This is a genomic window from Streptomyces sp. OR43, assembly GCF_008042275.1.
In the GTDB taxonomy this organism is placed as follows: domain Bacteria; phylum Actinomycetota; class Actinomycetes; order Streptomycetales; family Streptomycetaceae; genus Streptomyces.
On record NZ_RDBK01000043.1, the window covers coordinates 2,313,652 to 2,334,212 of the forward strand.

Annotated in this window: 14 protein-coding genes and 1 pseudogene; 14 read left to right on the forward strand and 1 reads right to left on the reverse strand. The window is 70.1% G+C overall.

The window, feature by feature from the left end; genetic code table 11:
- Positions 1 to 10 precede the first annotated feature (10 nt).
- The 14 genes and pseudogenes from EAO72_RS29325 to recQ form a co-directional block, all read left to right on the forward strand.
- The gene (locus EAO72_RS29325) at positions 11 to 565 is read left to right on the forward strand and encodes a NuoB/complex I 20 kDa subunit family protein (RefSeq protein ID WP_030926341.1); all 555 of its coding nucleotides are present in this window, start codon (positions 11 to 13) and stop codon (positions 563 to 565) included.
- The gene (locus EAO72_RS29330; RefSeq protein ID WP_148020161.1) at positions 562 to 1,275 is read left to right on the forward strand and encodes an NADH-quinone oxidoreductase subunit C; all 714 of its coding nucleotides are present in this window, start codon (positions 562 to 564) and stop codon (positions 1,273 to 1,275) included. Before EAO72_RS29325 ends, EAO72_RS29330 begins: the two co-directional genes overlap by 4 nt.
- On the forward strand, positions 1,275 to 2,597 hold the full coding sequence (locus tag EAO72_RS29335; protein WP_148020162.1) for an NADH-quinone oxidoreductase subunit D: 1,323 nt from the start codon (positions 1,275 to 1,277) through the stop codon (positions 2,595 to 2,597). The genes EAO72_RS29330 and EAO72_RS29335 overlap by 1 nt, the downstream gene beginning before the upstream one ends.
- Positions 2,598 to 2,626: 29 nt before the next feature.
- Positions 2,627 to 3,442, forward strand: coding sequence for an NADH-quinone oxidoreductase subunit NuoE (gene nuoE / locus EAO72_RS29340; RefSeq protein WP_148022108.1), 816 nt, complete (start codon positions 2,627 to 2,629; stop codon positions 3,440 to 3,442).
- A complete protein-coding gene (gene nuoF, locus EAO72_RS29345) occupies positions 3,439 to 4,806 on the forward strand; it encodes an NADH-quinone oxidoreductase subunit NuoF (RefSeq protein WP_187285268.1) in 1,368 nt (455 codons plus the stop codon). The genes nuoE and nuoF overlap by 4 nt, the downstream gene beginning before the upstream one ends.
- On the forward strand, positions 4,803 to 7,310 hold the full coding sequence (locus tag EAO72_RS29350) for an NADH-quinone oxidoreductase subunit G (RefSeq protein WP_148020164.1): 2,508 nt from the start codon (positions 4,803 to 4,805) through the stop codon (positions 7,308 to 7,310). Before nuoF ends, EAO72_RS29350 begins: the two co-directional genes overlap by 4 nt.
- Positions 7,307 to 8,710, forward strand: a complete 1,404-nt coding sequence (gene nuoH, locus EAO72_RS29355) for an NADH-quinone oxidoreductase subunit NuoH (protein WP_148020165.1) — start codon at positions 7,307 to 7,309, stop codon at positions 8,708 to 8,710. Before EAO72_RS29350 ends, nuoH begins: the two co-directional genes overlap by 4 nt.
- Positions 8,703 to 9,413: an NADH-quinone oxidoreductase subunit NuoI gene (nuoI, locus tag EAO72_RS29360; protein ID WP_148020166.1), complete on the forward strand. Its 711-nt coding sequence runs from the start codon at positions 8,703 to 8,705 to the stop codon at positions 9,411 to 9,413. Before nuoH ends, nuoI begins: the two co-directional genes overlap by 8 nt.
- A complete protein-coding gene (locus tag EAO72_RS29365; protein ID WP_148020167.1) occupies positions 9,410 to 10,240 on the forward strand; it encodes an NADH-quinone oxidoreductase subunit J in 831 nt (276 codons plus the stop codon). Before nuoI ends, EAO72_RS29365 begins: the two co-directional genes overlap by 4 nt.
- Positions 10,237 to 10,536 carry an NADH-quinone oxidoreductase subunit NuoK gene (gene nuoK, locus EAO72_RS29370; RefSeq protein WP_018101339.1) on the forward strand — a complete coding sequence of 100 codons (300 nt, stop codon included), beginning with the start codon at positions 10,237 to 10,239 and terminating at the stop codon, positions 10,534 to 10,536. The genes EAO72_RS29365 and nuoK overlap by 4 nt, the downstream gene beginning before the upstream one ends.
- Positions 10,537 to 10,551: 15 nt before the next feature.
- Positions 10,552 to 12,498, forward strand: coding sequence for an NADH-quinone oxidoreductase subunit L (nuoL, locus tag EAO72_RS29375; protein ID WP_148020168.1), 1,947 nt, complete (start codon positions 10,552 to 10,554; stop codon positions 12,496 to 12,498).
- A 4-nt stretch (positions 12,499 to 12,502) separates the two neighbouring features.
- The gene (locus EAO72_RS29380) at positions 12,503 to 14,074 is read left to right on the forward strand and encodes an NADH-quinone oxidoreductase subunit M (RefSeq protein WP_148020169.1); all 1,572 of its coding nucleotides are present in this window, start codon (positions 12,503 to 12,505) and stop codon (positions 14,072 to 14,074) included.
- Positions 14,071 to 15,735, forward strand: coding sequence for an NADH-quinone oxidoreductase subunit NuoN (gene nuoN, locus EAO72_RS29385; protein WP_148020170.1), 1,665 nt, complete (start codon positions 14,071 to 14,073; stop codon positions 15,733 to 15,735). Before EAO72_RS29380 ends, nuoN begins: the two co-directional genes overlap by 4 nt.
- Before the next feature lie 220 nt (positions 15,736 to 15,955).
- A pseudogene (recQ, locus tag EAO72_RS29390) lies at positions 15,956 to 17,746 on the forward strand (DNA helicase RecQ); the annotation flags it as partial.
- A 1-nt stretch (position 17,747) separates the two neighbouring features.
- Here the strand turns inward: recQ and EAO72_RS29395 are convergent.
- On the reverse strand, positions 17,748 to 20,558 hold the full coding sequence (locus tag EAO72_RS29395) for a fumarate reductase/succinate dehydrogenase flavoprotein subunit (RefSeq protein ID WP_261991821.1): 2,811 nt from the start codon (positions 20,556 to 20,558) through the stop codon (positions 17,748 to 17,750).
- Positions 20,559 to 20,561: the final 3 nt, after the last annotated feature.

The window sequence follows — 20,561 nt, forward strand, 5'->3', positions numbered from 1 at the left end:
AGGGGCACACATGGGACTCGAAGAGAAGCTGCCCAGCGGCTTCGTGCTGACCACTGTCGAGCAGGCCGCCGGCTGGGTACGGAAGTCATCCGTCTTCCCGGCCACCTTCGGCCTCGCCTGCTGCGCCATCGAGATGATGACGACCGGGGCCGGGCGCTACGACCTCGCCCGGTTCGGCATGGAGGTCTTCCGCGGATCGCCGCGGCAGGCGGACCTGATGATCGTGGCGGGACGGGTCAGCCAGAAGATGGCGCCCGTCCTGCGGCAGGTCTACGACCAGATGCCGAACCCCAAGTGGGTCATCTCCATGGGGGTTTGCGCGTCATCGGGCGGAATGTTCAACAATTACGCCATTGTTCAAGGTGTTGATCATATTGTCCCGGTTGATATCTATTTGCCGGGCTGCCCACCGCGGCCCGAGATGCTGATGGACGCGATCCTCAAGCTCCACCAGAAGATCCAGGGCTCCAAGCTCGGGGTCAACGCCGAGGAGGCCGCCCGCGAGGCGGAGGACGCGGCCCTCAAGGCACTGCCCCTGATCGAGATGAAGGGGCTGCTGCGATGAGCGAGAAGGAGCAGGGCGCGAACGGCGTTCCCGCCCCGCGCGACGAGCACGGCGAGGTCATCGGCGTACGCAAGGGCATGTTCGGCGCCGACAACGGCGGCGACACCTCGGGCTACGGCGGCCTCGTCCGCACCGTCGCCCTGCCGGGCGCCACCTCGCGCCCGTACGGCGGCTGGTTCGACGAGGTGGCCGACGAACTCGAAGGCGCCCTGGAGGAACAGGGACTGCTTCCCGAGAACGCCATCGAGAAGACGGTCGTCGACCGCGACGAGCTCACCTTCCACATCGCCCGCGAGCACCTGCCCACCGTCGCTAGAACCCTGCGCGACGACCCGGCACTGCGCTTCGAGCTCTGTACGGGGGTGAGCGGCGTCCACTTCCCCGGAGACAAGGGACGTGAACTGCACGCCGTCTACCACCTGCGCTCGATCACCCACGGCCGGCTCATCCGGCTGGAGGTCTCCGCACCGGACGACGACCGGCACATCCCGTCCCTCGTCGCGGTCTATCCGACCAACGACTGGCACGAGCGCGAGACCTACGACTTCTTCGGGCTCGTCTTCGACGGGCATCCCGCCCTCACCCGGATCATGATGCCGGACGACTGGCAGGGCTTCCCGCAGCGCAAGGACTACCCGCTCGGCGGCATCGCCATCGAGTACAAGGGCGCCCAGATCCCGGCTCCGGACCAGCGGAGGTCGTACTCCTGATGACCACTCCCCACGCGACTCCCCGCGCCACGACCGAGGGGACTGTATATACAGTCACCGGCGGCGACTGGGACGAGGTCGTCGAGTCGGCGGCCAAGTCCGACGACGAGCGCATCATCGTCAACATGGGTCCCCAGCACCCGTCCACGCACGGCGTGCTCCGGCTGATCCTGGAGATCGACGGCGAGACCGTCACCGAGGCCCGCTGCGGCATCGGCTACCTCCACACCGGCATCGAGAAGAACCTCGAATTCCGGAACTGGACACAGGGCACCACCTTCGTCACGCGCATGGACTACCTGACGCCGTTCTTCAACGAGACGGCGTACTGCCTGGGGGTCGAGAAGCTCCTCGGCATCGAGGACCAGATCCCCGACCGGGCCACCGTCCTGCGCGTGCTCCTGATGGAGCTCAACCGGATCTCCTCGCACCTGGTGTGCATCGCCACCGGCGGCATGGAGCTCGGCGCCACGACGATCATGATCTACGGCTTCCGCGATCGTGAACTCGTTCTCGATCTCTTCGAGCTGATCACCGGCCTGCGGATGAACCACGCGTTCGTCCGCCCCGGCGGCCTCGCCCAGGACCTGCCCCCGGGCGCGGTCGACCAACTGCGCGAGTTCGTGAAGACCATGAAGAAGAACCTGCCGGAGTACGACAAGCTCGCCACCGGCAACCCCATCTTCAAGGCCCGCATGCAGGACGTCGGCTACCTCGACCTCACCGGCTGCATGGCGCTCGGCGCCACCGGCCCGGTCCTGCGCTCCGCCGGACTCCCGCACGACCTGCGCAAGACCGATCCCTACTGCGGGTACGAGAACTACGAGTTCGACGTCCCCACGGCCGACAGCTGCGACTCCTACGGACGCTTCCTCATCCGGCTGGAGGAGATGCGCCAGTCGCTGCGGATCATCGAGCAGTGCATCGACCGGCTCGCGCCGGGACCGGTCATGGTCGCCGACAAGAAGATCGCCTGGCCCGCGCAGCTCGCGCTCGGACCGGACGGACTCGGCAACTCGCTCGACCACATCAAGAAGATCATGGGCACCTCCATGGAGGCCCTGATCCACCACTTCAAGCTGGTGACCGAGGGATTCCGGGTCCCGGCCGGGCAGGCGTACACCGCGGTCGAGTCGCCCAAGGGCGAACTCGGCGTGCACGTCGTCTCGGACGGCGGCACCCGCCCCTACCGGGTCCACTTCCGCGACCCGTCCTTCACCAACCTCCAGGCCATGGCGGCGATGTGCGAGGGCGGCCAGGTCGCCGACGTCATCGTCGCCGTCGCATCCATCGACCCCGTGATGGGAGGCGTCGACCGGTGACCGAAGCACGTAGCGAAGTCAGTCTGGGGATGCCGCAGCTCCCCGCCCCCGCCTACCCGGCCGAGGTGCGCGCCAGGCTCGAAGCGGATGCGAAGGAGGTGATCGCCCGCTACCCCGGCAGCCGCTCCGCGCTGCTGCCGCTGCTGCACCTCGTGCAGTCCGAGGAGGGGTACGTCTCGCGTACGGGCATGGCGTTCTGCGCCGAACTGCTCGGCCTCACCACCGCCGAGGTCACCGCGGTCGCCACCTTCTACACGATGTACCGGCGGAAGGCCGGCGGCGACTACCAGGTCGGCGTCTGCACCAACACGCTCTGCGCGGTGATGGGCGGCGACGCGATCTTCGACCGGCTCAAGGACCACCTCGGCGTCGGCAACGACGAGACGACCGAGGACGGCAAGGTCACCCTCGAACACATCGAGTGCAACGCGGCCTGCGACTTCGCGCCCGTCGTGATGGTCAACTGGGAGTTCTTCGACAACCAGACGCCCGAGAGCGCGACGCGGCTCGTCGACGACCTCATCGCCGGGCGCACCGTCGAGCCGACCCGCGGCGCCCCGCTGTGCTCGTACAAGGAGACCGCCCGGATCCTGGCCGGCTTCCCCGACGAGCGCCCCGGCGCCGTCGCGGCGTCCGGCGGCGCTGGTCCCGCCTCGCTCATCGGCCTGAAGCTCGCCAAGGGCGAGGCCGCGCCGCAGGCCCGCGTGGTGGGACCGCGAGGAGAGGCCCCGCGCGACGAACCGCAGAAGGGCGCCGAACACCTCAGCTCCCACGACGCACCACAGCAGACCTCGGCCTCCGACCCGGACCACCCGGCCGGTCCCGCAGCCGAGGAGGGGGAGTGATGACGTTGGCCGCCGAAATCGACAAGAACGGGACCAGTCCCGAGAAGCTTCTCGCGCCTGTCCTGTCCGCCTTCTGGGACCAGCCGGAATCCTGGACCCTGGACACCTACCGACGCCACGAGGGCTACGAGGGACTGCGCAAGGCCCTCGCCATGACCCCCGACGACCTCATCGCGTACGTCAAGGACTCCGGTCTGCGCGGCCGCGGCGGCGCCGGATTCCCCACCGGGATGAAGTGGCAGTTCATCCCGCAGGGCGACGGCAAGCCGCACTACCTGGTGGTCAACGCCGACGAGTCGGAACCCGGGACCTGCAAGGACATCCCGCTCCTCTTCGCCAACCCGCACAGCCTGATCGAAGGCATCGTGATCGCCTGCTACGCGATCCGCTCCTCGCACGCCTTCATCTATCTGCGCGGCGAAGTCGTCCCCGTACTGCGGCGGTTGCACGAGGCCGTACGCGAGGCGTACGAGGCGGGCTATCTCGGTACGAACATCATGGGCTCCGGACTCGATCTGGAACTCACCGTGCACGCGGGCGCCGGTGCGTACATCTGTGGTGAGGAAACCGCGCTGCTCGACTCGCTCGAAGGACGCCGCGGCCAGCCCCGGCTGCGCCCGCCCTTCCCCGCGGTCGCCGGTCTCTACGCCTGCCCCACTGTGGTGAACAACGTCGAGTCCATCGCCTCGGTTCCCGCGATCCTGAACAAGGGCAAGGACTGGTTCAAGTCCATGGGCAGCGAGAAGTCCCCGGGCTTCACGCTGTACTCGCTCAGCGGACACGTCTCGGGCCCCGGCCAGTACGAGGCCCCGCTCGGCATCACGCTGCGCCAGCTCCTCGACATGAGCGGCGGCATGCGCCCCGGCCACCGGCTGAAGTTCTGGACCCCGGGCGGCTCCTCCACCCCCATGTTCACCGAGGAGCACCTCGACGTGCCCCTCGACTACGAGGGCGTCGGCGCCGCCGGATCCATGCTCGGCACCAAGGCACTCCAGTGCTTCGACGAGACCACCTGCGTCGTGCGCGCCGTCACCCGCTGGACCGAGTTCTACGCCCACGAGTCCTGCGGCAAGTGCACGCCATGCCGTGAGGGCACGTACTGGCTCGTCCAGTTGCTGCGCGACATCGAGGCCGGCAAGGGACAGATGTCCGACCTCGACAAGCTGAACGACATCGCCGACAACATCAACGGCAAGTCGTTCTGCGCCCTCGGCGACGGCGCCGCCTCGCCGATCTTCTCCTCGCTGAAGTACTTCCGCGAGGAGTACGAGCAGCACATCACCGGCAAGGGCTGCCCCTTCGATCCCGCCAGGTCGACCGTCTGGGCCGACGACAAGAACGCATCCCAGGGGGTGAACGCATGACAGTCACCACGAGTGCGCCCTCCGGGGGCGGCGAGGCGGCGCTCCCGCCCGAGGACCTGGTCACGCTGACCATCGACGGCATCGAGATCAGCGTGCCCAAGGGCACCCTGGTCATCCGCGCCGCCGAACTCCTCGGCATCGAGATCCCGCGCTTCTGCGACCACCCGCTCCTCGACCCGGCCGGCGCCTGCCGCCAGTGCATCGTCGAGGTCGAGGGCCAGCGCAAGCCGATGGCGTCCTGCACCATCACCTGCACCGACGGCATGGTCGTCAAGTCGCAGATCACCTCGCCCGTCGCCGACAAGGCGCAGCGCGGCGTGATGGAGCTGCTGCTCATCAACCACCCGCTGGACTGTCCGGTCTGCGACAAGGGCGGCGAGTGCCCGCTCCAGAACCAGGCGATGTCGCACGGCGACGCGACCTCCCGCTTCGACGGGAGGAAGCGGACGTACGAGAAGCCCGTCCCGATCTCCACCCAGGTGCTGCTGGACCGTGAGCGGTGCGTGCTCTGCGCGCGCTGCACCCGGTTCTCCAACCAGGTGGCGGGCGACCCGATGATCGAGCTGATCGAGCGCGGCGCGCTCCAGCAGGTCGGCACCGGCGAGGGCGACCCGTTCGAGTCGTACTTCTCCGGCAACACCATCCAGATCTGCCCGGTCGGGGCGCTGACCTCGGCGGCCTACCGGTTCCGCTCCCGCCCCTTCGACCTCGTGTCGACGCCGTCGGTGTGCGAGCACTGCGCGGGCGGCTGCGCCACCCGCACCGACCACCGGCGCGGCAAGGTCATGCGGCGCCTGGCCTCCAACGACCCCGAGGTCAACGAGGAATGGCTCTGCGACAAGGGCCGCTTCGGCTTCCGCTACGCCCAGCAGCGCGACCGGCTCACCACGCCGCTGGTCCGTAACGAGGCGGGCGAGCTGGAACCGGCGAGCTGGCCCGAGGCGCTGGCCGCCGCGGCCGCCGGACTCTCCGCCGCACGCGGCAGGACCGGTGTCCTGACGGGCGGCCGGCTGACCGTCGAGGACGCGTACGCGTACAGCAAGTTCGCCCGGGTCGCCCTGGACACCAACGACATCGACTTCCGGGCCCGGGTCCACAGCGGCGAGGAGGCCGACTTCCTGGCCGCCCGCGTCGCGGGACGCGGCCGTGACCTGGACGGCAGCGGGGTCACGTACACCTCGCTGGAGAAGGCCCCGACCGTGCTGCTGGTCGGGTTCGAGTCCGAGGAGGAGGCGCCCGGCGTCTTCCTGCGGCTGCGCAAGGCGCACCGCAAGCACGGACAGCGGACCTTCTCCGTCGCCTCGCACGCCACCCGCGGCCTCACGAAGGCGGGCGGCACGCTGCTGCCCGCCGCACCCGGTACCGAGACCGAGTGGCTGGACGCCATCGCGGGCGGGGTCGGCCTGGAAGGCGACGGTGCCGTCGCCGCCGAGGCGCTGCGCGGTGCGGGCGCCCTGATCGTGGTCGGCGAGCGGCTGGCCGGAGTGCCCGGCGGGCTGACCGCCGCGGTACGGGCGGCGACCGCGACCGGAGCCACCCTGGTGTGGATCCCGCGCCGGGCCGGCGAGCGCGGCGCGGTGGAGGCGGGCGCGCTCCCGTCGCTGCTGCCCGGCGGCCGGCCGGCCACCGACCCGCGGGCCCGGGAGGAGGTGGCGTCCGTCTGGGGCGTCGCCGAACTCCCGTCCCGCTTCGGCCGCGACACCGGCCAGATCGTCGAGGCCGCGGCCTCCGGCGAACTGGGCGCGCTGCTCGTCGCCGGTGTCGAGGCCGATGACCTGCCCGATCCGGCCCGGGCCCTGGAGGCCCTGGACCAGGTCGGTTTCCTGGTCTCCCTGGAGCTCCGGCCCAGCGAGGTCACCGACCGCGCCGACGTGGTGTTCCCGGTGGCCGCGGTCGCGGAGAAGTCCGGCACCTTCCTCAACTGGGAGGGCAGGGCGCGGATGTTCGAGGCCGCGCTGAAGCCCGAGCAGATGACGCGGAACCTCGCGCCGGGCGACGCCCGGGTGCTGCACATGCTGGCGGACGCCCTCGACGTCCACTTCGCGCTGCCGGACCTGAAGTCCGTACGCCGTGAGCTGGACCGGCTCGGCGGCTGGCAGGGCGCGCACGCGGACGACCCGCGCGCCTCGGCCCAGCCGCTGCCCCGGCCCGGCGACGGTGAGGCCATCCTCGCGGGCCACCGGATGCTGCTCGACCTGGGCCGGCTCCAGGAGGGCGATACGGCGCTGGCCGGGACGCGGCACGCCGCTGTCGCCCGCCTCTCCGCCGCCACCGCCGCCGAGACCGGCGTCAAGGACGGCGATCTGCTGGCCGTCTCCGGCCCGGCGGGCAGCGTCGAACTGCCGCTCCGGGTCACCGAGATGCCGGACCGCGTGGTCTGGGTGCCGCTGAACTCCGTCGGGCGCGGTGTGCCGGCCGACACCGGTGCCCGCCCCGGCGGCCCGGTCCGGATCGGCCCCGCCGCACCCGGCATTTCCGACGTCACACCGGAGGTGGGGGCGTGAGTGCCTTCGCTCAACTGGCCACGGCCCCGCACGGCGCCGTGCTCGCCGCCGAGGACCTGTCGATGTTCGGCACCGACCCGTGGTGGCTCGTCGTCATCAAGGCGGTCTTCTGCTTCGCGTTCCTGATGGTGACCGTGCTCTTCTCCATCGTGTGGGAGCGCAAGGTCGTCGCCTGGATGCAGCTGCGCATCGGCCCCAACCGGCACGGCCCCTGGGGCATGCTCCAGTCGCTCGCCGACGGCATCAAGCTGATGCTGAAGGAAGACGTCATCGTCAAGCGGGCGGACAAGGTCGTCTACGTCCTCGCCCCGATCATCGCGGCGATCCCGGCGTTCATGGCGATCGCGGTCATCCCGTTCGGACCGTCCGGCAACGAGGTCTCGATCTTCGGGCACCGTACGGCGATGCAGCTCACCGACCTGCCGATCGCGATGCTCTACATCCTCGCGGTCGCCTCGGTCGGGATCTACGGCATCGTGCTGGCGGGCTGGTCCTCCGGATCGACGTACCCGCTGCTCGGCGGGCTCCGCTCCTGCGCCCAGATGATCAGCTACGAGATCGCGATGGGCGCCGCGTTCGCCTCGGTCTTCCTCTACTCCGGGTCGATGTCGACGTCGAAGATCGTGGAGGCGCAGGAGGACCGCTGGTTCATCATCCTGCTGCCGGTCTCCTTCATCATCTACATCATCACGATGGTCGGCGAGACCAACCGCGCCCCGTTCGACATGCCGGAGTCCGAGGGCGACCTGGTCGGCGGCTTCAACACCGAGTACTCGTCGATCAAGTTCGCGATGTTCATGCTCGCCGAGTACGTCAACATGGTCACCGTCTCCGCCGTCTCCGTGACCCTGTTCCTGGGCGGCTGGCGGGCCCCGTGGCCGATCAGCACCTTCTGGGAGGGCGCGAACCACGGCTGGTGGCCGATGCTCTGGTTCGTCCTCAAGGTCCAGCTGCTGCTGTTCTTCTTCATCTGGCTGCGCGGCACACTGCCCCGTGTCCGCTACGACCAGCTGATGAAGCTCGGCTGGAAGGTCCTGATCCCGGTCTCCGTCGTCTGGCTGATGATGGTCGCGACCGTACGGGCGCTGCGCAACGAGGGCTACGACTTCTCGAGGATCCTGCTCTACGTGGCCGGGGCCGTGATCGCGGTCCTGCTGATCTCCTTCGTGGTCGACATCTTCCGCGACAAGAAGGGCCGGGCCGCCGAGGCCCACGCGGAACCGGAGCCGGCGTTCGACCCGATGGCGGGTGGGTTCCCGGTGCCGCCGCTGCCCGGACAGACCCTGCCGCCCGTGCCCCGGCGCAGGCCGCGCCGCGAGCGGGAGCTCGTTGTCAGTGGCGGCGTGGATACTCAGAGTGACGGAAATCCGAGTGACGGAAAGGAGGCCGGCGGTGTCTGAACTGTCTGAGTCGCCAGGGTCCAAGAGGCCGGCGAAGTCCACGCAGGCTTCCGGCTCCTCGGAATCCCCGGGATCTTCGCGGTCCTCGGATTCCTCGGAGGACAAGTTCCTCAATCCGGTGGCCGGCTTCGGCGTGACCTTCAAGGCCATGTTCAAGAAGCGGCTGACCGAGCAGTATCCGGAGACGCCGAAGGTCACGGCGCCGCGCTTCCACGGCCGGCACCAGCTCAACCGCCACCCGGACGGGCTGGAGAAGTGCGTCGGCTGCGAGCTGTGCGCCTGGGCCTGCCCGGCGGACGCGATCTACGTCGAGGGCGCGGACAACACCGACGAGGAGCGCTACTCCCCGGGGGAGCGCTACGGCCGCGTCTACCAGATCAACTACGCGCGCTGCATCCTCTGCGGACTGTGCATCGAGGCCTGCCCGACCCGGGCGCTGACGATGACCAACGAGTTCGAGCTCGCCAACACCACCCGCGAGAGCCTCATCTACACCAAGGACGAGCTGCTCGCGGGCCTGGAGGAAGGCATGGTCGACAGCCCGCACGCGATCTTCCCCGGCATGGACGAACAGGACTACTACCGGGGCCTGGTGACCGAGGCCGCCCCCGGTACGGAACGTCAGCTCGCCGTCTCCAAGGGCGAGAAGCCGGACGACGGGGACAACGAGAGCAACGGCGCCGCACAGGAGGTGGACGCATGACCGGCCTGGCCGCAGCGGCCTCCCAGACCTCTACCGGCGAGGCCTTCCAGTTCTGGGTGCTCGGCACGGTCGCCGTCATCGGCGCCCTGGCCACCGTGCTCATGAAGCGGGCGGTGCACAGTGCGCTGAGCCTCGCCGGAACCATGATCATCCTGGCGGTCTTCTACCTCGCCAACGGTGCCTACTTCCTGGGCATCGTCCAGGTCGTCGTCTACACCGGCGCGATCATGATGCTGTTCCTCTTCGTGGTCATGCTCGTCGGTGTCACGGCGGCGGACTCGCTGAAGGAGACCCTCAAGGGCCAGCGCTGGCTGGCCGCGGGATGCGGGCTCGGTTTCGGCGTCCTCCTGATCGCCGGGATCGGCAACGCCTCGCTGAACAGCTTCAACGGACTCGGTACGGCCAACGCCGCGCACGGCGGAAACGTGGAGGGGCTCGCCAGCCTCATCTTCACCAAGTACGTCTTCGCCTTCGAGATCACCGGCGCCCTGCTGATCACCGCCACGGTCGGCGCGATGGTGCTCACGCACCGCGAGCGCACCGAACGGGCCAAGAACCAGCGGGAGATGTCCGAGGACCGCGTGCGCGGCAACCACTTGCCGCCGCTGCCCGCACCCGGCGTCTACGCCCGGCACAACGCCGTGGACATCGCCGGACTCCTCCCGGACGGCACACCGTCCGAACTCACCGTCATGCAGACGCTGCGCAAGCGCGGCCAGATGCGCGATGTGTCCCACGAGTCGCTGGCTGGCCTCAAGGCACTGGAGCAGCGCTCCGGTGAGCGGCTCGGCCGGGACACCGCAGAAGAAGAGGAGGTCGCCAAGTGAATCCGGTCAACTACCTCTATCTCGCCGCTCTGCTGTTCACCATCGGCGCGGCCGGGGTGCTGATCAGGCGGAACGCGATCGTGGTGTTCATGTGCGTGGAGCTGATGCTCAACGCCTGCAACCTCGCGTTCGTGACCTTCTCCCGGATGCACGGCAATCTCGACGGCCAGATCATCGCCTTCTTCACGATGGTCGTCGCCGCCGCGGAGGTCGTGGTCGGGCTCGCGATCATCGTGTCGCTGTTCCGTTCCCGCCACTCGGCCTCGGTCGACGACGCCAGCCTGATGAAGCTGTAGAGGGGCGCTTGAACTGTGGAGAACTTGATTGCGCTGCTCGTCGCGGCGCCCCTGCTCGGAGCGGCGGTGCTGCTCTGCGGCGGCCGCCGGCTGGACCGCGTGGGCCACTGGCTCGGCACCGCGCTCGCCGGTGCCTCCTTCGTCGTCGCGGTGGTGCTCTTCGCCGACATGCTCGGCAGGAGCGCCGACGACCGCGCGCTGCACCAGAAGCTGTTCAGCTGGATTCCGGTCGAGGGCTTCCAGGCCGATGTGGCCTTCCAGCTCGACCAGCTGTCGATGACCTTCGTCCTGCTGATCACCGGTGTGGGCACGCTGATCCACATCTACTCGATCGGCTACATGGAGCACGACGAGCGCCGGCGCCGCTTCTTCGGCTATCTGAACCTGTTCCTCGCGGCGATGCTGATCCTGGTCATCGCCGACAACTACCTGCTGCTGTACGTCGGGTGGGAGGGCGTCGGTCTGGCGTCGTACCTGCTCATCGGCTTCTGGCAGCACAAGCCCAGCGCGGCCACCGCCGCGAAGAAGGCGTTCCTGGTCAACCGGGTCGGCGACATGGGCCTGTCGATCGCGATCATGCTGATGTTCACCACCTTCGGCACGTTCGCCTTCGGCCCCGTCCTCGAAGCGAGCGGGGAGACGAGCGAGGGCAAGCTGACGGCGATCGGCCTGATGCTGCTCCTCGCCGCCTGCGGCAAGTCCGCCCAGGTGCCGCTGCAGTCCTGGCTCGGTGACGCGATGGAGGGCCCGACCCCGGTCTCGGCCCTGATCCACGCGGCCACCATGGTCACCGCCGGGGTCTACCTGATCGTCCGCTCCGGCGCGATCTTCAACGGCGCTCCCGACGCCCAGCTGGTCGTCGTGGTCGTCGGAGCGGTCACGCTGCTCTTCGGTGCGATCGTCGGTTGCGCGAAGGACGACATCAAGAAGGCGCTCGCCGGGTCGACGATGTCGCAGATCGGCTACATGATCCTGGCCGCCGGGCTCGGCCCGATCGGCTACGTCTTCGCGATCATGCACCTGGTCACGCACGGCTTCTTCAAGGCCGGGCTCTTCCTCGGCGCCGGTTCGGTCATGCACGGCATGAACGACGAGGTGGACATGCGGAGGTACGGGGGCCTGCGGAAGTACATGCCGGTCACCTTCGTCACCTTCGGCCTCGGCTACCTCGCGATCATCGGCTTCCCCGGTCTGTCCGGCTTCTTCTCCAAGGACAAGATCATCGAGGCGGCCTTCGCCAAGGGCGGCACCGAGGGCTGGATCCTCGGCGCGGTCACGCTGCTGGGCGCCGCGATCACCGCGTTCTACATGACGCGCGTGATGCTGATGACGTTCTTCGGCGAGGAGCGCTGGCGCAGCGCGCCGACCCCGTCGCCCGCCGCGCCCGACGTGGAGCCCGCGGCCGAGACGCGCGGCGAGTACTCCGTGCCGCACCCGCACGAGTCCCCGAAGTCCATGACCATCCCCATGATCGTCCTGGCGTTCGGCTCGGTCTTCGCCGGAGGGTTCTTCTCCATCGGCGACCGCTTCCTGCACTGGCTGGAGCCCGTCACGGGCCACAGCCACGGGGACGCCCCGGTCAGTGCGACCACCGTCACGGCCGCCACCATGGTGGTGCTCGTCATCGGGGTCGCCATCGCCTGGGCGATGTACGGACGCAAGGCCGTGCCCGCGGTGGCCCCGCGCGGCTCGCTGCTCACCCGGGCGGCCCGCCGCGATCTCCTCCAGGACGACTTCAACCACGTGGTCCTGGTCCGCGGCGGCGAGCACCTCACCCGCTCGCTGGTCTACGTCGACCACTCCCTGGTCGACGGCGTCGTCAACGGCACGGCCGCCTCCATGGGCGGGCTCTCCGGCCGGCTGCGCAAACTGCAGAACGGCTACGCCCGTACCTACGCGGTCTCGATGTTCGGCGGTACGGCGGTCGTCATCGCCGCGACCCTGCTGATGAGGGCGGTCTGATCACATGTCCTTTCCTCTCCTGACAGCGACGGCGGCGCTCCCGGCGATCGGCGCGGTCGCCACCGCCGCCGTCCCGGCAGCCCGGCGCACCGCCGCCAAATGGCTGGCGCTCGCCTTCTCGCTGGGCACCCTCGTGCTGGCGGGCATCGCGCTCGCCCGCTTCGAACCCGGCGGCAGCCGCTACCAGCTCACCGAATCGCACGCCTGGATCAAGGACTTCGGCGTGCGGTACGAGCTGGGGGTGGACGGCATCGGGCTGGCGCTCATGGCGCTCACCGCCCTGCTGATCCCCTTCGTCATCCTGGCCGGCTGGCACGACGCCGACCCCCTGGAGACGAACTCCTCCCGCTGGCGCCCCACCCAGGGCTTCTTCGCCCTGATCCTGATGGTGGAAGCGATGGTGGTCCTCTCCTTCGTGGCCACCGACGTCTTCCTCTTCTACATCCTGTTCGAAGCCATGCTCATCCCGATGTACTTCCTCATCGGCGGCTTCGGGGACCGGGCCCACTCCGGGAGCGACGAGAACGCGGCGGCCCAACGCTCGTACGCCGCCGTCAAGTTCCTCCTCTACAACCTGGTCGGCGGCCTCATCATGCTGGCCGCGGTGATCGGGCTCTACGTGGTCACGGGGACGTTCTCGCTCTCCGAGATCGCCGCGGCCCGGGCCGACGGCTCGCTGACCATGGCGACGAGCACCGAACGCTGGCTCTTCCTCGGGTTCTTCTTCGCCTTCGCGGTGAAGGCCCCGCTGTGGCCGCTGCACACCTGGCTGCCCAACGCCATGGGTGAGGCGACGACCCCGGTCGCCGTGCTGATCACCGCGGTCGTCGACAAGGTCGGCACCTTCGCGATGCTGCGCTTCTGCCTCCAGCTCTTCCCGGAGGCCAGCAAGTGGGCCACGCCGGTGGTCCTGGTCCTGGCTCTGATCAGCATCGTCTACGGGGCGCTGCTCGCCGTCGGCCAGCGCGACATCAAGAGGCTGATCGCCTACGCGTCGATCTCGCACTTCGGCTTCATCATCCTGGGCATCTTCGCGATGACCAGTCAGGGCCAGTCGGGCGCGACTCTCTACATGGTCAACCACGGCATCTCGACCGCCGCGCTGATGCTGGTGGCGGGCTTCCTGATCACCCGGCGCGGTTCGCGGCTCATCGCCGACTACGGCGGAGTGCAGAAGGTGGCGCCGGTCCTGGCCGGCACCTTCCTGATCGGGGGCCTCGCCACGCTGTCGCTGCCGGGGCTCGCCCCGTTCGTCAGTGAGTTCCTCGTCCTGGTCGGCGCGTTCGCCGCCTATCCGGCGGTCGGCATCATCGCCACCACCGGGATCGTGCTCGCCGCGATCTACGTCCTCGTCCTCTACCAGCGGACGATGACGGGACCGGTCAAGGCCGAGGTCCAGGGCATGGCGGACCTCAAGGTCCGTGAGCTGGTGGTGGTCGTCCCGCTGATCGCGCTGCTGATCTTCCTGGGCGTCTACCCGAAGCCGCTGACGGAGATCGTCAACCCGGCGGTGCAGCACACCATGTCGGACGTACAGAAGAAGGACCCCCAGCCCGAGGTGGAGGCCGCCAAGTGAGCGCAACAGCTGTCCACAGCCTGTGGACCATGGCGGGCGGGGTGACATCGGCCGCCCCGGACGAGAAGTTCAAGGCCCCCGTCATCGAGTACACCCAGCTGACGCCGGTCCTGATCGTCATCGCCGTCGCCGTCCTGGGCGTGCTCGTCGAGGCCTTCGTGCCGCGCCGGGCCCGCTACTACACCCAGGTCTTCCTGACCGTCGCCGCCCTGGTCGCGGCGTTCGCCGCGGTGATCGGCCTGGCCGCCGCCGGATACGGCACGACCAAGGCACACATCGCCGCGATGGGCGCCGTCGCGATCGACGGACCCGCGCTGTTCCTCCAGGGCGTCATCCTGCTGACGTCGCTGGTCGCCGTCTTCACCTTCGCCGAGCGGCGCCTCGACCCCGAGTCGCACGGCAGCCGCGTCGACTCGTTCGCCGCACAGGCCGCCTCGGTCCCCGGCAGCGACAGCGAGAAGGCCGCGGTCAAGGCCGGGTTCACCACCACCGAGGTCTTCCCGCTGCTCCTCTTCGCGGTGGCGGGCATGCTGGTCTTCCCGGCGGCCAACGACCTGCTGACGCTCTTCGTGGCCCTGGAAGTCTTCTCGCTCCCGCTCTACCTCCTGTGCGCCGTCGCCCGCCGCAAGCGGCTGATGTCGCAGGAGGCCGCGGTGAAGTACTTCCTGCTCGGCGCCTTCTCCTCGGCGTTCCTGCTCTTCGGGATCGCCCTGCTCTACGGGTACGCGGGCTCCGTCTCGTACGCGCAGATCGCCACCGTCGTCGACGGCTCGATCCAGCAGATCGACCCGGCGCTCGCCGACACCATGGGCAACGACGTGCTGCTGCTGATCGGCGGCGCGATGCTCCTGACCGGCCTGCTCTTCAAGGTCGGCGCCGTGCCGTTCCACATGTGGACCCCGGACGTCTACCAGGGCGCCCCGACCCCGGTCACCGGCTTCATGGCCGCGGCCACGAAGGTCGCCGCGTTCGGTGCGCTGCTGCGCCTGCTGTACGTGGTGCTGCCGGGCCTCACCTGGGACCTGCGCCCGGTCATGTGGGGCATCGCCATCGTCACGATGGTGGGCGGCGCGGTCGTCGCCATCACCCAGACCGACATCAAGCGGCTGCTGGCCTACTCCTCGATCGCGCACGCCGGCTTCATCCTCGCCGGTGTCATCGCGGCCACCCCGCAGGGCATCTCCTCGGTGCTCTTCTACCTGGCCACGTACTCCTTCGTGACGGTCGGCGCCTTCGCCGTCGTCACGCTGGTGCGCGACGCGGGCGGCGAGGCGACGCACCTGTCGAAGTGGGCCGGGCTCGGCCGGCGCTCCCCGCTGGTCGCCGCGGTCTTCGCGGTGTTCCTGCTGGCGTTCGCCGGTATCCCGCTCACCTCGGGCTTCTCCGGAAAGTTCGCGGTGTTCAAGGCCGCGGCCGAGGGCGGCGCGAGCGGCCTCGTCGTCGTCGGTGTGATCTCCTCGGCGATCGCCGCGTTCTTCTACATCCGCGTCATCGTGCTGATGTTCTTCAGCGAGCCGAAGGCGGACGGCCCCACGGTCGCCGTCCCGTCCCCGCTGACGATGACGACGATCGCGGTCGGCGTCGCGGTCACCCTGGTGCTGGGCCTGGCCCCGCAGTACTTCCTGGACCTGGCGAGCCAGGCGGGAGTGTTCGTGAGGTAGCCGCACGCACCACCGCGTGACCAGCGCCGGACGGGCTTGGAAGTCAAGCCCGTCCGGCGCTGTCGTAGGCGGCGCCTATCGTGGCAGGGGAGAGCGCAGGGACAGAAGCGGGACAGCCGGTCGGGGGAACAGCGCAATGAGCAGGACGGGCGGAACAGGCGTGACGGACATGACCACGGACGACATGACCACGGACGTGAGCACGGGCATGGCCTCGGACATGACCACGGACGTGAGCGGGGACGTCACCGAGAGCGCCGCGCGGCAGACGCTCCACCGGGTCTTCGGATACGAGACGTTCCGCGGCGAGCAGGAAGCGGTCGTCGACCACGTGGTGGCCGGTGGGGACGCCGTCGTGCTCATGCCGACCGGCGGCGGCAAGTCCCTCTGTTACCAGATCCCGTCCCTGGTCAGGCGGGGTACGGGCATCGTCATCTCCCCGCTGATCGCCCTGATGCAGGACCAGGTCGACGCGCTGCGGGCCCTCGGTGTGCGGGCCGGGTTCATCAACTCCACGCAGGACTTCGACGAGCGCCGCTCGATGGAGGCCCAGTTCGTGGCGGGCGAGCTGGACCTGCTCTACCTCGCCCCCGAGCGGCTCCGCCTGGACTCCACGCTCGGGCTGCTGTCCCGGGGCGAGATCTCCGTCTTCGCGATCGACGAGGCGCACTGCGTCGCCCAGTGGGGCCACGACTTCCGGCCCGACTACCTGGCCCTGTCCGTGCTGGGCGAGCGCTGGCCCGACGTCCCGCGCATCGCCCTGACGGCCACGGCGACGGGCGCCACGCACCGCGAGATCACCCAGCGCCTCGGCATGCCCGACGCCAAGCACTTCGTGGCCAGCTTCGACCGGCCCAACATCCAGTACCGCATCGTGGGGAAGTCGGACCCGAAGAAGCAGCTGCTCTCCTTCCTGAAGGAGGAGCACGCGGGCGACGCCGGCATCGTCTACTGCCTCTCGCGCAACTCCACCGAGAAGACCGCCGAGTACCTCTGCCGCAACGGCATCGAGGCCGTCCCGTACCACGCGGGCCTGGACGCCGGGACCCGCGCGACCCACCAGTCCCGCTTCCTGCGTGAGGAGGGTCTCGTGGTCGTCGCGACGATCGCCTTCGGCATGGGAATCGACAAGCCGGACGTCCGCTTCGTCGCCCACCTCGACCTGCCGAAGTCCGTCGAGGGCTACTACCAGGAGACCGGCCGCGCCGGCCGTGACGGAGCCCCGTCGACGGCGTGGATGGCGTACGGCCTCCAGGACGTCGTCCAGCAGCGCAAGCTCATCCAGGGCGGAGAGGGCGACGAGGCCTTCCGCCGCAGGGCCGCCGCGCACCTGGACTCCATGCTCGCGCTCTGCGAGACCGTCCAGTGCCGCCGGGCCCAGCTGCTCACCTACTTCGGCCAGGACCCCACCGCCTCCTCCTGCGGCAACTGCGACACCTGCCTGAACCCGCCCGAGACCTGGGACGGCACCGTGGTCTCCCAGAAGCTGCTGTCCACGGTGGTCCGGCTGAGGCGGGAGCGCGGCCAGAAGTTCGGCGCCGGCCAGATCATCGACATCCTGCTGGGCCGCAAGACCGCGAAGGTCATCCAGTTCGACCACGACCAGCTCTCGGTGTTCGGCATCGGCGAGGAACTGGCCGAGGCGGAATGGCGCGGCGTGGTCCGCCAGCTGCTGGCCCAGGGCCTGATCGCGGTCGAGGGCGAGTACGGCACGCTGGTGCTCACGGAGGAGAGCGGCACGGTGCTCGGCCGGGAGCGCGAGGTGCTGCTGCGCAAGGAGGCCCCGAAACCCGCCTCCCGCTCCTCCTCGTCGAAGGGCGAGCGCAAGGCGAAGTCCTCGGCCGCAGCGGCCGAGCTCCCGGCGGAGGCGCTCCCGGTCTTCGAGGCACTCCGCGCCTGGCGCGGCGCCCAGGCCAAGGAGCTGGGCCTCCCGGCGTATGTGATCTTCCACGACGCCACGCTCCGCGAGATCGCGACCCTGCGTCCCTCGTCGCTCGGCGAGCTGGGCGGGGTCAGCGGCCTGGGCGAGAAGAAGCTGGCGACGTACGGGGAGGGTGTGCTGGCGGTGCTGGCGGGGCTCCCGGGCGAGGCGGAACCCGCGGCCCGGGCGGAGGCGGCCGCCCCGGCCCGGGCCGCGACCACGGCCGCCCCGGCCCAGGCCTCGACCGGTACTGGCCCGTGTACATCAGAAGCGCGGTGTCGAGTACATCGAGTACCTGCCCGCGCTCGGCCCGGCGGCGGTCCGCGTCGTACTTCTGCGTTCGTTTCGGGTCCGAGGTCTCGGTCGCCTCCTCCGGGTCCGCCGAGGAGAGCGCCGTCGCCGCGCCCGCGCGGACCTGCCAGGCCCGGTCCGCCAGGGCGGCCACCGCCCGCTCGGCGTACGCGGGCGGGCACCCCGTCCCCGCGAGCGCGGCCAGGGCCGCCGCGCGGACCAGCGCGTCCGGGTCGTCCAGCAGTGGGGCGAGCGGGCCCGGCGCGGGGGAGCGGACGGCGGCCAGCCCCTTCGCCACCGCCACCCGCACCTCGCGTGCCGTGTCGGAGGCGGCCAGCACCAGACCGTCCACCGCGTCCACGGACACCAGGGCCCGCACGGTCTCGACCCGCACATCGAGATCGGGGTCGTCCAGCGTGCCGGCGAACAGCTCCGCGTCCCCCAGCCGCAGTGCCCGCAGGGTGTCGAGGGCGGCGGCGCGGACCACCGGGTCGGCCGAGGACAGCGCGGTGACCAGGGGCGTGCGCAGGGCGGGCGAGGCTTCCAGCACCTCGACCAGTTCCCGAAGGGACGCGGCGACGGCCGCGCGGACGACGGCGGCCGGGTCGGCGAGCGCGGCCGCCAGGGCGGGACCGGCACCCGGCGGGGTCGACTCCGTGAGCGCGGCGACGGCGGCGCGGCGGACAGCGGGGTCGGGATCGTCCAGGTACGGGGCGAGGACGGCCAGGTCCGGTTCGCCCTCCGCGAGGGCCAGCAGTTCCAGAATGCGCGGGGAGGTGGAGGAGACCGCGTCGGCCACCGTGGGAGAGGCGGCACGCGCGGATGTGGACACCGGCGCCGCGTCGCGCGGGCCCGCCGTTCCCACCCCCTCGGGCTCCACCTCGCCGATCCGCCGCGCCGGCCCCCCGGCCGGGACGAACCCCTCCACCGGGACCAGGTACGGCGCCACCGGCCGGGCCGTGAACTGCATCGCCCCGGAAGCCGACTTGTACAGGTCCAGGTGGTGGAACCAGTCCGTGTCGTCCCGCTCCGGATGGTCCGTGCGCTCGTGGTAGAGGCCCCAGCGGGACTCCGTACGGGCGAGCGACGAGCGGGCCGCCATCTCCGCGCAGTCGCGGATGAACGACACCTCCGCGCACCGCATCAGTTCGTGGGGCGTCTTCGCGCCCATCTCGGCGAGGTCGGTGCGCATCCGCTCGAACGACTCCAGGGCGATCGACAGCCGGGCGCCGGACTTCGGCGGCGCCACGTAGTCGTTCACGAAGCGGCGCAGCTTGTACTCGACCTGGGGCTGCGGCGGCCCGTCCGGGTTGCGCAGCGGCCGGTAGATCAGTTCGTGCGCCGCCCGCAGCTGGTCGGCCGGCAACTCGCCCTCGTACGCCGTGAACCGGGCCGCGTCCGCACCCGCCAGGTCACCGAAGACGAACGCGCCGATCATGTAGTTGTGCGGGACGCAGGCGAGGTCCCCGGCGGCGTAGAGCCGGTCCACCGTGGTGCGGGCGTGGTCGTCGACGCGGACGCCGGAGGCCGAGTGGCCGCCGCACAGGCCGATCTCGGAGATGTGCATCTCGATGTCATGGGTGCGGTAGTCGTGGCCGCGTCCGGCGTGGAAGGTGCCGCGGGTCGGCCGCTCGGTGGAGTGCAGGATCGTCTCCAGCGCGCTGACGGACTCCTCCGGCAGATGGCTCAGCTTCAGATAGACCGGCCCCCGGTCGGAGGCGACCTCCGCCGCGAACTCCGCCATCATCTGGCCCGACCAGTAGTCGGAGTCCACGAAGCGTTCGCCGTGCCGGTTGACCTGGTAGCCGCCGAAGGGGTTGGCGACGTAGGCGCAGGCAGGGCCGTTGTAGTCCTTGATCAGCGGGTTGATCTGGAAGCACTCGATGCCGGTCAGCTCCGCGCCCGCGTGGTACGCCATGGCGTAGCCGTCACCGGCGTTGGTGGGGTTCTCGTACGTGCCGTAGAGGTAGCCGGAGGCCGGCAGGCCGAGCCGGCCGCACGGTCCCGTGGCGAGGACGACGGCGCCCGCGCGGACCGTGACGAACTGCCCCGTGCGGGTGTTGAAGGCGGCCGCGCCGATCGCCCGTCCGTCGTCGCCGGTCAGGATGCGCACGGGCATGACGCGGTTCTCGATCCGGATGCGTTCGCGCATCTCGCGGCGGCGCAGCTGCCGGTAGAGGACCTTCTTCACGTCCTTGCCCTCGGGCATCGGCAGGACGTACGAGCCGGAGCGGTGGACCTGGCGCACCGCGTACTCGCCGTGCTCGTCCTTCTCGAACTTCACTCCGTACGACTCCAGCCGCCGCACCATCGCGTAGCCGCGCGTGGCGGTCTGGCGGACGGTGGACTGGTCGACGATGCCGTCGTTGGCGCGGGTGATCTCGGCGACGTAGTCGTCGGGTTCGGCGCGGCCCGGGATCACGGCGTTGTTCACGCCGTCCATGCCCATGGCGAGGGCGCCTGAGTGGCGGACGTGCGCCTTCTCCAGCAGCAGGACGGAGGCGCCGCGCTCGGCGGCGGTGAGGGCCGCCATCGTGCCGGCCGTGCCGCCGCCGACGACCAGCACGTCGCAGGAGAGTTCCTCGGCGTCGGTGAGGGCGGGGATCTGCACGGG

Coding starts and splice junctions, on each gene's coding strand:
- EAO72_RS29325 (WP_030926341.1), top strand. CDS start 11: ATGGGACTCGAAGAGAAGCTGCCCAGCGGCTTCGTGCTGACCACTGTC.
- EAO72_RS29330 (WP_148020161.1), top strand. CDS start 562: ATGAGCGAGAAGGAGCAGGGCGCGAACGGCGTTCCCGCCCCGCGCGAC.
- EAO72_RS29335 (WP_148020162.1), top strand. CDS start 1,275: ATGACCACTCCCCACGCGACTCCCCGCGCCACGACCGAGGGGACTGTA.
- nuoE (WP_148022108.1), top strand. CDS start 2,627: ATGCCGCAGCTCCCCGCCCCCGCCTACCCGGCCGAGGTGCGCGCCAGG.
- EAO72_RS29350 (WP_148020164.1), top strand. CDS start 4,803: ATGACAGTCACCACGAGTGCGCCCTCCGGGGGCGGCGAGGCGGCGCTC.
- EAO72_RS29365 (WP_148020167.1), top strand. CDS start 9,410: ATGACCGGCCTGGCCGCAGCGGCCTCCCAGACCTCTACCGGCGAGGCC.
- EAO72_RS29380 (WP_148020169.1), top strand. CDS start 12,503: ATGTCCTTTCCTCTCCTGACAGCGACGGCGGCGCTCCCGGCGATCGGC.